This is a genomic window from Rhodococcus sp. S3 (genome assembly GCF_058211795.1).
Genome location: NZ_CM177074.1, coordinates 3,559,241 through 3,571,799, shown reverse-complemented (window position 1 = coordinate 3,571,799; position 12,559 = coordinate 3,559,241). Strand labels below are relative to the sequence as shown.

Below are 12,559 nucleotides of genomic sequence, written 5' to 3'. Positions count from 1 at the left end.
GGTTCCGTCGTTCTATCCTTCGGACATGGATTCGCTCGTCGTCGACCACCCGCTCGCTGCTTCGCTCCTGACCATCCTTCGCGACGAACGCAGCGACAACGCTGCTTTCCGGCACGCGTTGAGGCGGCTCACCCAGATGCTCGTCTACGAGGCGGTGCGCGATGCGCCCACCGCGACGTTCGACGTGAAGACGCCGGTCGCGGTGACGACGGGAGTGCGGTTGCAGCAGCCTCCGCTGCTCGTCCCGGTCCTTCGCGCCGGCCTGGGCATGGTCGAACAGGCCCACGCCCTGATTCCCCAGGCGCAGGTCGGTTTCGTCGGTCTCGCTCGCGACGAGAAGACCTTCGAGCCGGTGCCCTATCTGGAGTCGCTGCCGGAGGACCTGTCGGGTCTTCCCGTCTTCGTGCTCGACCCGATGCTCGCCACCGGTGGGTCGATGGTGCACACCCTCGACATCCTCGCCCAGCGCGGTGCCACGGACATCACCGCGATCTGTGTCGTTGCGGCGCCGCAGGGCGTCGAGGCCCTTGCTGCCTCGGGTCATCCGGTCCGGTTGGTCACGGCGTCGGTCGACGAAGGTCTCAACGAGAACAAGTACATCGTGCCGGGTCTCGGTGACGCGGGGGACAGGCAGTTCGGACCGCGGTAGATCGCGCATCGCGTGTTACTCGTGTGACTGGCGGTACGGATGTGACATCCGACCGCAGTCATCTCGTTATCGAAAAACAACCCGCAGGTCTCGATTTCTTCTTGCGCTCGGTGTGCTCCGTGTGAAGTCCACTGCGTAGGTACAGCCAGAGATGGGGTCGGCGGGATGGCAAGAATCTTCTCCCGCAAACTGATTCGTGGAAGTGTCGGAGCGGCTTCGGTGGGCGCGGTCGCCGTCCTCGCCGCCGTGACGAGTCACGGCACGGCTGCGGCCGCTGTCGACAACTCGCGCATCCTCCCGCTGGACGGAGGGCACGCGATCGAAGTGATCCAGGCCGACACCTCGACACAGTCGGTGCCGCCGCTCGACAGCTCACCGCTGAGTGTCGAGTTCTTCCACGACGAGGTTGCGACCGTTCGGATCACCGGTCCGAACGCAGCGAACTTCGCCGGGACGGCGGTGGAGGTCGGTTTCCAGGTCGGCTACCCGGTCGCACTGCCGGGTGCGACGGTCACCGTCATCACCCCGAGCCTGTCGTGGGGCGTGGAGAACGGTGCGGCCATCGGCCTCTCGCTCGACAACGAAGGTGGGGCCTCGCTCGATCTCGGCTTGGAGTCGGGTGGTTCGCTCAGTGGCGACATCATCCCGTCCCAGGAGATCGAGATCCCGCTCGAACCGGGCGGCATCACATCCGTCCCGATCGTCGAGGACTTCGAGTTCGACGGCAGCTCGACGACCATCCGGATCGCCGGCGTGCACGGTTCGGTCTCGGGAGCCATCGGACCGGTGATGATCCGTCCGTACCTGAAGGCGGTCACCGCCGACCGGAACACCGTCGTCACCTACGGTGTGCCGCAGCAGGTCTGATCGAATCGGCTCCTGACCCGGTCGAGTCCGGCCGGGTCAGGAGCTCTCGTCACCGAGCGAGGCCGCCCATCCGCGCAGGGCGTCGAGTGTCGCCTCCGCGGTCGGGCGGTCTCGCTCCGTGACCACCTCCAGATAGACCTTGAGCTTCGGCTCGGTGCCCGACGGTCGCACCACCACGCGTACCGTCGTTCCGTCCGGGGCGTCCGCGCGACTGACGAAGACGAGCGCATCGGTGCTCATCGGTCCCGGACTTCCGGCGAGATCGGTCGCGGTCACATCCAGACCCGCAAGGGTCGTCGGCGGATCCGCACGCAACCGCGTCATCACGGCGCCGATGCGCTGCAGGTCGTCGACGCGGATCGACACCTGATCGCCGACATGGACACCGAGTTCGCGATGCAGGTCGTCGAGTGCGTCGAGCAAGGTCCGGCCCGATTGCTTCAGGTCCGCGGCGTAGTCGGCGACCACCACGGCGGTCGCGATGCCGTCCTTGTCGCGTACAGCGTCCGGATCGACGCAGTGCCCGATCGCCTCCTCGTACGCGTAGACGAGGCCGTCACCGGCGCGGGCGAGCCACTTGAAGCCCGTGAGCGTCTGCGCATAGCGCGCGCCGCGTGCGGCCGCGAGTCGTCCCAGCATGGTCGACGAGACGATGGTGGTCGCGACCAGCGAGCCGGGCGGCGACGACGCGAGGATCCGGTCGCCGAGCAGGACCCCGGTCTCGTCGCCGCGCAACATCGTCCACCCCTGCGGGCCCGGGACACCCACTGCGCAACGGTCGGCATCGGGATCGAGCGCCAGCGCGATGTCGGCGTCGACCTCGGACGCCAGCGTGAGCAGAGCATCGGTCGCGCCCGGTTCCTCGGGGTTGGGGAAGGCGACGGTGGGAAACGCCGGGTCGGGTGCGAACTGGGACGCCACGACGTGGATGTCGTCGAATCCCGCGGCGCGCAGGGCCGCGACCGCCGTCTCGCCGCCGACACCGTGCAGGGCCGTCAGGGCGATACGCACCCCTCGGTGCGGTGAGCGGGGGAGCGACGCGACCCGGGCCAGATAGCGGTCGACGAGGTCGTCCCCCGACGGCGCGACCGGCATCCGGGGCACGTCCGCGGCGGCACCGACGGCGTCGATCGCCGCTTCGATCTCCCGATCGGCGGGTGCGGCCAGCTGCGCTCCGTCGGCGAGATAGACCTTGTACCCGTTGTCGGCCGCGGGATTGTGCGACGCCGTGATCTGCACGCCCGCAACGGCGCCCAGCGCCCGCACCGCGAAGGCGGTCACCGGCGTGGGGAGGGGCTCTCCGAGGGCGACGACGTCGAAGCCGGCCGCGGCGAGAACCTCCGCGGCGGCGGTGTGGAATTCCGCCGAGCCCGTACGAGCGTCGCGGCCGACGACGACGGTGCCGTCGCCCTGCCCGTTCGCCCCGAGCCACGCCGCGAGTCCGGCGGTGGTGCGGACGACGACGGGCACGTTCATGCAGTCCGGTCCGTCGCCGACCGGGCCGCGCAGACCCGCGGTGCCGAATCGCAGCGTCACAGCCGGGCCGCCAGATCGCGCAGGAGATCGCCCATCCGGGTCGCGGCCGCGCGTCCGGCGGCGAGCACCTCGGTGTGGTCGAGGGGAGCACCGGTGATGCCGGCCGCGGCGTTGGTCACCAGCGAGACCGCGAGCACCCGCGCGCCGGCCGCGCGCGCCGCGATGGTCTCGTGGACCGTGGACATGCCGACGAGATCGGCGCCGAGGGTGCGCAGCATCCGGATCTCCGCCGGTGTCTCGTAGTGCGGCCCGGGCAGACCGGCGTAGACCCCTTCGCGCAACGACGGATCGATCTCGCGGGCGAGCGCGCGCAGCTCCGGTGAGTAGGCGTCGACGAGGTCGACGAACTGGGCACCTACCAGCGGCGAGCGACCGGTGAGATTGAGGTGGTCCGAGATGAGAACCGGCTGCCCCACGGAGAACTCGGGATCGATGCCGCCCGCCGCATTGGTGAGGACGACGGTGCGGGCACCCGCTGCGACCGCCGTGCGCACGGGATGGACGACGCGGGCGAGATCGTGCCCCTCGTAGGCGTGGACGCGGCCGGCGAGGACGAGGACGGCGTTGTCACCGGCGCGCACCGAGTGGATGTTCCCGGCGTGCCCTGCTGCCGTCGGTGGTGCGAAGCCGGGCAGCTCGCTCATCGGGATCGTGGCGACGGGGATGCCGAAACTTTCGACCGCGGCCCGCCAGCCGGACCCGAGGACGACGGCGACGGAGTGTTCGGCGACCCCCGTCCGTTCGGCGAGAGCGGCGGCTGCGGCGTCGGCGGCCGCTGCGGGGTCGAAGACGTGATCGGGTTCTCCCATGGCATCGGACCCTAATCGCTCACAGCATGTTACTCGCGGGTAAGTAGGCGCGGTATGCTCACGCGCATGCCTTACCTCGAACGTGACGGCGACGTCTTCGTCCTGCATCTCGGTGACCGCGATGTGGAGGTCTCCGAGAACCGGTTCCACCCCGACCGCCTCGTCGCGATCCACTCCCTCCTCGACGAGGTGGAGGCGCACGACGGGCCCGCAGCTCTTGTGACCGCGGCGACCGGCAAGTTCTGGAGCAACGGACTCGACATCGACTGGGTCGGCGCGAACCTGCCGGATCTGCCCGGCTATCTGGACTCCGTCCACGACCTCTACCTGCGGCTGCTCACCTTCCCCGCGGCGACGGTCGCGGCCGTGCAAGGACACGCCTTCGGTGCCGGCGCGATGCTCGCGCTCGTGCACGACTTCCGGGTGATGCGCGCCGATCGAGGCTACTGGTGCCTGCCCGAGGTGCAGCTGAACATGCCGTTCACCGTCGGAATGTCCGCGCTGATCCGTTCCCGTCTGCCGATCCAGACGGCGGTCGAAGCCATCACCACCGGTCGTCGCTACGGCGGTGAGGACGCCGTGACCGCGGGCATCGCCGAGCAGGCCGTCACCGGTGACGACGTGCTCGCCGCGGCGGTCGAGCGGGCCGCGGCGCTCACCGCCACCCGCGGACCGAATCTGTCGGGCATCAAGCGCGGTCTGCACGCACCGCTGATCTCGGCGCTGGAGATCCGGACCGACGCGTCGAACTTCCGGCTGGGCTGATCGCCCCCGCCGCGAAGTCGACGAACCGGTCGCACGCGCCGATCGATCGGGGCGCGGTGAGCATGACAGACTGGACCCCGTGACGACCGACTACGCCACGGCGATCGAGGCTGCTTCCGACACCCTCGTCGGCCTGTCGCATTCCATCCACGCCGAACCGGAACTCGCGTTCGAGGAACACCGGAGCGCCGCGAAGATCGTCGAGGTGCTGCGCGCCCACGATTTCGAGGTCACCACCGGCATCGCCGACCTGCCCACCGCCTTCGACGCGCGGTTCGGCAGCGGCGAACTCGTCCTCGCGTTCTGCGCCGAGTACGACGCGCTGCCCGGCATCGGGCACGCGTGCGGCCACAACATCATCGGGGCGTCGGCCGTGGGTGCCGGGATCGGCCTCGCCGCGCTCGCCGACGAACTCGACGTGACCGTCCGCGTCATCGGAACCCCCGCGGAGGAGACCGGCGGCGGCAAGGTCCTCATGCTCGAACGCGGCGTCTTCGACGGCGTCGGTGCAGCGATGATGGTGCACCCCGGCCCGTTCGACATCACCGGGGCGACCTCGCTCGCCCTCGCCGACATCGCCGTCGAGTACGACGGCCGCGAGGCGCACGCCTCCGCGGCCCCCGAATACGGGCTCAACGCCGCCGACGCGGCGACCGTCGCCCAGGTCGCGGTCGGACTGCTGCGGCAGCACCTGCATCCCGGGCAACAGATCCACGGGATCGTCGCGCAGGGCGGGACGGCCCCGAACATCGTGCCCAGCCACACCGAACTGCTGTACTACCTGCGGGCCGGGACGAGCGAACTCCTCGACGACCTCGTCGAACGCGCACGCAACTGCTTCGCCGCCGGGGCGCTGGCCACCGGATGCAACCACCGGATCCGGACGGTCTCGCCGACCTATACCGAACTCACTCCCGACCCGTGGCTGGTGCAGGCATATCGTGAGGAGATCATCGATCTCGGGCGCCGACCGCTGCCCGTCGAGGAGGAAGGAGCGCGCCCCCTGGGCAGTACCGACATGGGAAACGTGACGAACGTGGTGCCGGGAATCCATCCGGTCATCGGACTCGACTCCGGTGGCGCGGTGACACATCAGGCTGCATTCGCGGCCGCGTGTGTCACCGAGTCCGCCGATCGGGCAGTACTCGACGGAGCGCGCGCGCTCGCAGCGACCGCCGTACGCGCGGCGACAGACCCGGTCCACCGGGCACGGCTCCTCGAACAGGTCGGCCGCCGATGAACCCGTACGTCGAGAAGTGGTTGGACCGCCACACCGAGGACCTCTCGCTCTGGCGCCGTCACATCCATGCGAATCCCGAGCTCGCCCGGCAGGAGTACGCCACCACCGAGTTCGTCGCGAAGCACCTGCGCGCGGCCGGGCTGGACCCGAAGGTCCTGCCTCGCGGCACCGGCCTGATCTGCGATCTCGGCCCCGCCGACGGACCGCGCATCGCCCTGCGGGCCGACATGGACGCCCTGCCGATGCAGGAGGCCACCGGCCTGCCGTTCGAATCGACCGTCCCCGGCGTCTCGCACGCGTGCGGACACGACGCCCACACCACCGTCGTCCTCGGCGCGGGCCTGGCCCTCGCTTCGATGCCCGAACTCCCGACCGGTGTCCGGCTGGTCTTCCAGCCCGCCGAGGAGGTCATGCCCGGCGGAGCGCTCGACGTCGTCGCGGCGGGCGGGCTCGACGGGGTCTCGCGGATCTTCGCGCTGCACTGCGACCCGCGTCTCGAGGCGGGCAAGGTCGGTATGCGGGTCGGGGCGATCACCTCGGCCGCAGACACCGTCGAACTCGTCCTCGACTCACCCGGCGGGCACACCTCCCGGCCGCACCTGACCGGCGATCTCGTCTACGGCCTCGGTGCCGTCATCACGGGTCTTCCCGGCATGCTCAGCCGCCGCATCGACCCGCGCACCGGCACCGTGATGGTGTGGGGTGCGGTCAGCGCCGGCAAGGCACCGAACGCGATCCCGCGCACCGGCATGCTCGCGGGCACCGTGCGCACCGGCGACCACGAGACCTGGGAACTGCTCGAACCGATGGTCCGCGAGATCGTTCACGGTCTGCTCGCGCCCACCGGCGTCAGCTACGAACTGAACTACCGCCGCGGCGTCCCGCCGGTGGTCAACGACGAGGCGTCGGCGCGCATGTTCGAGGACGCGATCCGCGCGACCGGCCCCGACGCCCTCGCGGACACCCCGCAATCCGGTGGGGGAGAAGACTTCTCGTGGTATCTCGAACACGTCCCCGGCGCCATGGGACGGCTCGGGGTGTGGCCGGGGGTCGGGCCCGAACTCGACATCCACCAGCCCACCTTCGATCTCGACGAGCGGGCGCTCGCCGTAGGTGTGCGGGTGATGACGAATCTGGCGCTCGGCGCGAGCCGAGAGCGCTAGAAGCTGTCGGGTCGTCCCGGTCCGACGTTGCGGCTGTTACGGGTCCTTAGATCCCGAACGTAGTCGGCGGGCGCTCCGGCGATCTCGGCCGCGTCGGCCATCACACCCAGATAGCGTGCCGACGGCAGGCCGCCCTCGTATCCGTCCACGACGTACAGCCACGCGAGGACCGGGCCGTCGGCCGTGTCGACGCGCACGCGAATCTTGCGGTGGAAACCGAGTTCGGCTCCCTCCCAGCGGTCGAGACTGCGCTCGTCGTCCTCCGGCACGTCGTAGAGCACGACGAACACCTTGGAATCGGGATCCTCGACGACCGTCGCGAGGGCACCCTCCCAGCCGATGTCGGCGCCGGCGAAGGTCAGTCGCCAACCGTGCAACCACCCGGTTCCCGCCATCGGCGAATGCGGGCAGCGCGTCAGCATCTGCTCCGGATGCATGTTGGACCCGTAGGCGGCGTAGATCGGCACGAGGATAAGGCTAACCCGTCGTCCACCGGAGTCGTCGGAGGGGCGGCGCAGGGACAGGCGAGGAGTGTCGGAGGACTCCGGTGGGCCGGGTCCACCGGTCCCTGTGCGCGAGGTGGGGGCATTGGCATAGCGTTGAGACCGACGTGTGTGCCCACCAGGCGCCCACGTGCAGCCCGACCCGGCACCCTTCGGAATCGATACAGAGGAGAACAATGACCCGGATCGTCATCATCGGCGGCGGCCCCGCAGGATACGAGGCGGCGCTGGTGGCATCCCAGTACGGCGCGACGGTGTCACTGATCGATTCGGACGGGATCGGTGGCGCCTGCGTGCTCTTCGACTGCGTCCCCTCCAAGACGTTCATCGCCTCGACCGGCGTGCGCACCGACATGCGCCGCGCCGCCGACCTGGGCATCGAACTCGAACGCGCCGAGGTGTCGCTGCCGCAGGTCCACAGCCGTGTGAAGAGCCTGGCCCGCGCGCAGTCCGCCGACATCCGCACCAAGCTCGAGGCCGCCGGGGTGAAGCTGTACTCCGGTTACGGCGAACTCGTCGACACCCAGCCCGGCATGGCCGCCCACCAGGTGCGCGCCAAGCTGCTGACCGGCGAGGAAAAGGTGCTCGACGCCGACGTCGTGCTGATCGCGACCGGCGCGAGCCCGCGCATCCTGCCCGGCGCGGAGCCGGACGGTGAGCGGATCCTCACCTGGCGTCAGCTCTACGACCTCGAGAAGCTGCCCGAGCACCTCGTCGTCGTGGGTTCGGGTGTCACCGGCGCCGAGTTCGTCTCTGCCTACACCGAGGTCGGCGTGCAGGTCACCGTCGTCTCGAGCCGCGACCGGATCCTGCCGCACGAGGACGAGGACGCGGCCCTCGTGCTCGAGGAAGTCCTCACCGAGCGTGGTGTGACCCTCGTCAAGCACGCTCGCGCCGACCGGGTCGAACGCACGGAGGACGGCGTCCGCGTGCTCCTCGCCGACGGTCGGATCGTCGAGGGCAGCCACGTGCTGATGACCGTCGGCTCGGTACCCAACACCCGCAATCTCGGTCTCGACAAGGTCGGACTCGAACTCGACCGGGGCGGTTACCTTCCCGTCGACCGGGTCTCCCGCACCGCCGTCCCCGGCATCTACGCCGCGGGTGACTGCACCGGACTGCTGCCGCTCGCGTCGGTCGCGGCCATGCAGGGCCGCATCGCGATCTACCACGCGCTCGGTGAGGGTGTCAGCCCTATCAAGCTGAAAACCGTTGCCGCCGCGGTGTTCACGCGACCCGAGATCGCCGCCGTCGGTGTCAGTCAGGCGACGATCGACAAGGGTGAGGTGCCCGCCCGCACCGTCATGCTCCCGCTCAACACCAACCCGCGCGCCAAGATGTCCGGCCTGCGGCGCGGTTTCGTGAAGATCTTCTGCCGCCCGGCGACCGGTGTGGTCATCGGCGGTGTGGTCGTCGCCCCGACCGCGTCCGAGCTCATCCTTCCCATCGCGCTGGCGGTGCAGAACAACCTGTCGGTCAACGACCTGGCGCAGACCTTCTCGGTCTACCCGTCGCTGAGCGGATCGGTCACCGAGGCCGCCCGCCAGCTGATGCGCCACGACGATCTGGACTAGACGTCGGACGGGGCGGGATCCGCAGCGATCCCGCCCTGCTCAGGCCCAGTCGTAGGTGCGTTCGACCGCCTTGTTCCATTCGCCGAACAGACGCTCGCGTTCGTCGACGGGCATCGCCGGTTCCCACGTGCGGTCCGCGGTCCAGTTGCGGCGGATGTCCTCCTCGTCCTCCCAGAAACCGACGGCGAGACCGGCCGCGTAGGCGGCACCGAGCGCGGTGGTCTCGGAGACGGTGGGCCGCACGACCGGCACACCGAGGATGTCGGACTGGAACTGCATGAGCAGATCGTTGGCGACCATGCCGCCGTCGACCTTGAGGGTGCGCAGGTCGACGCCGGAGTCGGCGTTCATCGCCTCGATGACCTCCCGCGTCTGGTAGGCCGTCGCCTCGAGTGCCGCCCGCGCGAGGTGGCCCTTCTCGACGAAGCGCGTCAGACCGGCGATGACGCCCCGCGCGTCGGGTCGCCAGCGCGGCGCGAACAATCCCGAGAATGCCGGCACGAAATACGCCCCGCCGTTGTCTGGGACGCTCGCGGCGAGCGCCTCGATCTCGTCGGCGGACCGGATGAGCCCGAGATTGTCGCGCAGCCACTGCACGAGCGAACCGGTCACGGCCACCGAACCTTCGAGGGCGTAGACCGCGGGGGCGTCGCCGATGCGATAGCAGACGGTGGTGATCAGGCCGTGCTCGCTGCGGACCGGGGTCGTGCCGGTGTTGAGCAACAGGAAGTTGCCGGTGCCGTAGGTGTTCTTCGCCTCGCCGGGGGACAGGCAGCCCTGACCGAAGGTCGCGGCCTGCTGGTCGCCGAGGATGCCGGCGATCGGAACCCCGGCGAGCGGCCCGCGTTCGCGGGCGTGCCCGTAGACCTCCGACGAACTGCGGATCTCCGGCAGCATCGACTCCGGGATGCCGAGTTCCGCGCAGATCTCCGGATCCCACTGCTGCGTCCCGAGATTCATCAACAGCGTGCGGGAGGCGTTGGTCACATCGGTGATGTGCAGTCCGGGCGGCTGGCCCTCCTCGCCGACACCACCGGTGAGGTTCCACAGGATCCAGCTGTCGATGGTGCCGAAGGCCAGGTCGCCGGCCTCGGCGCGCTCGCGGGCACCGTCGACGTTGTCGAGGATCCACCGCACCTTCGGCCCCGCGAAATAGGTCGACAGCGGCAATCCGGTGACCTCGCGGTAACGGTCGGGTCCGGCGTCACCGGCGAGCTCCTCGACGAGCCTGTCGGTGCGGGTGTCCTGCCAGACGATCGCGTTGTACACCGGTTTTCCGGTGGTACGGTCCCACACCACCGTGGTCTCGCGCTGGTTCGTCAGGCCGATCGCCGCGATGTCGCTGCGCCGCAGATCCGCCTTGGCGAGTGCCGCGGCGCCCACCTCACGGGTGTTGAGCCACAGTTCTTCCGGGTCGTGTTCGACCCATCCCGACCGCGGGAGGAACTGGCGGTGTTCCTTCTGCGCGAGCGAGACGATGCGCCCGTCGTGGTCGAAGATGATGCACCGGCTGGACGTGGTGCCCTGGTCGATCGCCGCGATGAACTGGTTCACAGGTGGTCCTCGGGTGAAGGGGACGGCTCGGTTCGGCAACGCTTCCGCTGCGCGCTGCGGGTCCGAAGCTACTACCCTTGATCGGGATACGTCGGCGACTCACGGGAGCGGGTGCGGTGACCAACCAATCGGGTGTGCAACTCCTCGGACCGCAACAGCGCGCCGACGCCTGGCGTCGTCTCGCCACCGAACAATTCGACGTCGTCGTCATCGGCGGTGGTGTCGTCGGGGCGGGAGCAGCGCTCGACGCCGCGACCCGTGGCCTGCGGGTCGCTCTCGTCGAGGCCCGCGACTTCGCGTCCGGCACGTCGAGCCGGTCCTCGAAGATGTTCCACGGCGGCCTGCGCTATCTCGAACAGCTCGAATTCGGTCTGGTGCGGGAAGCCTTGCGCGAACGCGAACTCGCGTTGACGACCCTGGCCCCGCACCTGGTCAGGCCGTTGAAGTTCCTCTTCCCGCTCACCCATCGGGTGTGGGAGCGGCCCTACGTCGCCGCGGGCATCTTCCTCTACGACCGTCTCGGCGGCGCGAAGTCCGTTCCGGCGCAGAAGCACCTGACCCGGTCGGGCGCCCTGCGGATGGTTCCCGGTCTCAAGCGCAATTCGCTCGTCGGCGGAATCCGCTACTACGACACGGTCGTCGACGACGCCCGGCACACCATGACCGTCGCACGGACGGCCGCGCACTACGGTGCGGTCGTGCGTACGTCGACGCAGGTCGTCGGTTTTCTGCGCGAGGCCGACCGCGTGTCGGGTGTGCGGGTGCGCGACAGCGAGGACGGTTCGGTCACCGAGGTGCAGGCGCACGCGGTGATCAACGCGACCGGGGTGTGGACCGACGAGATCCAGTCGTTGTCGCGGCAGCGCGGCCGATTCCGGGTCCGCGCCTCGAAGGGTGTGCACATCGTCGTACCCCGCGACCGGATCGTCAGCGATTCGGCGATCATCCTGCGTACCGAGAAGTCGGTGCTGTTCGTCATCCCGTGGGGCAATCACTGGATCATCGGCACCACCGACACCGACTGGAATCTCGACCTGGCGCACCCGGCGGCGACGAAGGCCGACATCGATTACATCCTCGACCACGTCAATCGCGTGCTCGTCGTCCCGCTCACCCATGACGACATCGACGGTGTCTACGCGGGTCTGCGACCGCTGCTGGCGGGGGAGAGCGACGAGACGTCCAAGCTCTCGCGCGAGCACGCCGTCGCGCGGGTGGCGCCCGGACTCGTGGCCATCGCCGGCGGCAAGTACACGACCTACCGTGTCATGGCCGAGGACGCCGTCGATCTCGCGGCCGAGGACATCCCGGCCCGGATCGCGTCGTCGATCACCGAGAAGGTGCCCCTCGTCGGGGCCGACGGGTACTTCGCGCTGGTCAACCAGACCATGCATCTCGCCGAGCAGTACGGTCTGCATCCCTACCGCGTCAAGCATCTGCTCGACCGCTACGGCTCCCTCGTCGAGGACGTGCTGAGCCTCGCGAAGGGCCGGCCCGAACTGCTCGAACCGCTGACCGATGCCCCGCAGTATCTACAGGTCGAGGTGGTCTACGGTGCGGCCGCCGAGGGCGCTCTGCATCTCGAGGACCTGCTGGCGCGCCGGACCCGCATCTCGATCGAGTACCCGCACCGGGGCCTGCACTGCGCGGAGCAGACGGCCCGGCTGGTCGCTCCGGTCCTCGGCTGGGACGACGCGACGATCGACCGGGAGGTCGCGACCTACCGGGCGCGCGTCGAGGCGGAGATCGAGTCGCAGAACCGACCCGACGACGAATCCGCGGACGCACTGAGGGCAGCGGCCCCGGAGGCTCGGCCGGAGATCCTCGAACCGGTGCCCATCACGTAGCCGCGGGCGGTTCGTGACGGGTCTCGGTGCGCGAGCACCGCCTTCTCGGCGG

General features: G+C 69.6%; 11 protein-coding genes. 7 read left to right on the top strand and 4 right to left on the bottom strand.

All coding sequences use genetic code 11. The annotated features are described in order from the left end of the window. Positions 1–25: 25 nt before the first annotated feature. The gene (upp, locus tag AC0LPE_RS16720; RefSeq protein WP_016692821.1) at positions 26–649 is read left to right on the top strand and encodes a uracil phosphoribosyltransferase; all 624 of its coding nucleotides are present in this window, start codon (positions 26–28) and stop codon (positions 647–649) included. 165 nt (positions 650–814) lie between these two features. Further along, on the top strand, positions 815–1,516 hold the full coding sequence (locus AC0LPE_RS16715) for an MspA family porin (protein ID WP_202399490.1): 702 nt from the start codon (positions 815–817) through the stop codon (positions 1,514–1,516). A gap of 36 nt (positions 1,517–1,552) precedes the next feature. Here the strand turns inward: AC0LPE_RS16715 and AC0LPE_RS16710 are convergent, their stop codons facing one another. Both AC0LPE_RS16710 and AC0LPE_RS16705 read right to left on the bottom strand, forming a co-directional pair. After that, positions 1,553–3,052, bottom strand: coding sequence for a phospho-sugar mutase (locus AC0LPE_RS16710; RefSeq protein WP_088897666.1), 1,500 nt, complete (start codon positions 3,050–3,052; stop codon positions 1,553–1,555). Beyond that, positions 3,049–3,861, bottom strand: a complete 813-nt coding sequence (locus tag AC0LPE_RS16705) for a purine-nucleoside phosphorylase (RefSeq protein WP_088897667.1) — start codon at positions 3,859–3,861, stop codon at positions 3,049–3,051. Before AC0LPE_RS16705 ends, AC0LPE_RS16710 begins: the two co-directional genes overlap by 4 nt. Positions 3,862–3,927: 66 nt before the next feature. Between AC0LPE_RS16705 and AC0LPE_RS16700 the strand changes: the two genes are divergently transcribed. The 3 genes from AC0LPE_RS16700 to AC0LPE_RS16690 all read left to right on the top strand — a co-directional run bounded on the left by AC0LPE_RS16700 (position 3,928) and on the right by AC0LPE_RS16690 (position 7,029). After that, positions 3,928–4,626 carry an enoyl-CoA hydratase/isomerase family protein gene (locus AC0LPE_RS16700; RefSeq protein WP_229565222.1) on the top strand — a complete coding sequence of 233 codons (699 nt, stop codon included), beginning with the start codon at positions 3,928–3,930 and terminating at the stop codon, positions 4,624–4,626. A gap of 79 nt (positions 4,627–4,705) precedes the next feature. Further along, a complete protein-coding gene (locus AC0LPE_RS16695) occupies positions 4,706–5,866 on the top strand; it encodes a M20 family metallopeptidase (RefSeq protein WP_016692816.1) in 1,161 nt (386 codons plus the stop codon). Further along, on the top strand, positions 5,863–7,029 hold the full coding sequence (locus AC0LPE_RS16690; RefSeq protein WP_016692815.1) for a M20 family metallopeptidase: 1,167 nt from the start codon (positions 5,863–5,865) through the stop codon (positions 7,027–7,029). Before AC0LPE_RS16695 ends, AC0LPE_RS16690 begins: the two co-directional genes overlap by 4 nt. Here the strand turns inward: AC0LPE_RS16690 and AC0LPE_RS16685 are convergent. Next, a complete protein-coding gene (locus AC0LPE_RS16685) occupies positions 7,026–7,496 on the bottom strand; it encodes a gamma-glutamylcyclotransferase family protein (RefSeq protein ID WP_016692814.1) in 471 nt (156 codons plus the stop codon). The genes AC0LPE_RS16690 and AC0LPE_RS16685 overlap by 4 nt on opposite strands. Before the next feature lie 212 nt (positions 7,497–7,708). On the opposite strand from AC0LPE_RS16685, the gene AC0LPE_RS16680 reads away from it, so the two are divergent. Then, complete coding sequence (locus tag AC0LPE_RS16680) at positions 7,709–9,106, top strand: NAD(P)H-quinone dehydrogenase (RefSeq protein ID WP_160874330.1); 1,398 nt, start codon at positions 7,709–7,711, stop codon at positions 9,104–9,106. Positions 9,107–9,145: 39 nt separating this feature from the next. Here the strand turns inward: AC0LPE_RS16680 and glpK are convergent, their stop codons facing one another. Further along, entirely contained in the window at positions 9,146–10,660 is a 1,515-nt protein-coding gene (glpK, locus tag AC0LPE_RS16675; protein ID WP_088897669.1) for a glycerol kinase GlpK, read from the bottom strand. 116 nt (positions 10,661–10,776) lie between these two features. On the opposite strand from glpK, the gene glpD reads away from it, so the two are divergent. Further along, positions 10,777–12,507: a glycerol-3-phosphate dehydrogenase gene (gene glpD, locus AC0LPE_RS16670; RefSeq protein WP_490604853.1), complete on the top strand. Its 1,731-nt coding sequence runs from the start codon at positions 10,777–10,779 to the stop codon at positions 12,505–12,507. Positions 12,508–12,559: the final 52 nt, after the last annotated feature.

Bases quoted from the DNA above. Each gene is read 5' to 3' on its own strand.
- upp (WP_016692821.1), top strand. From the start codon at position 26: ATGGATTCGCTCGTCGTCGACCACCCGCTCGCTGCTTCGCTCCTGACC.
- AC0LPE_RS16715 (WP_202399490.1), top strand. From the start codon at position 815: ATGGCAAGAATCTTCTCCCGCAAACTGATTCGTGGAAGTGTCGGAGCG.
- AC0LPE_RS16705 (WP_088897667.1), bottom strand. From the start codon at position 3,861: ATGGGAGAACCCGATCACGTCTTCGACCCCGCAGCGGCCGCCGACGCC.
- AC0LPE_RS16700 (WP_229565222.1), top strand. From the start codon at position 3,928: ATGCCTTACCTCGAACGTGACGGCGACGTCTTCGTCCTGCATCTCGGT.
- AC0LPE_RS16690 (WP_016692815.1), top strand. From the start codon at position 5,863: ATGAACCCGTACGTCGAGAAGTGGTTGGACCGCCACACCGAGGACCTC.
- AC0LPE_RS16680 (WP_160874330.1), top strand. From the start codon at position 7,709: ATGACCCGGATCGTCATCATCGGCGGCGGCCCCGCAGGATACGAGGCG.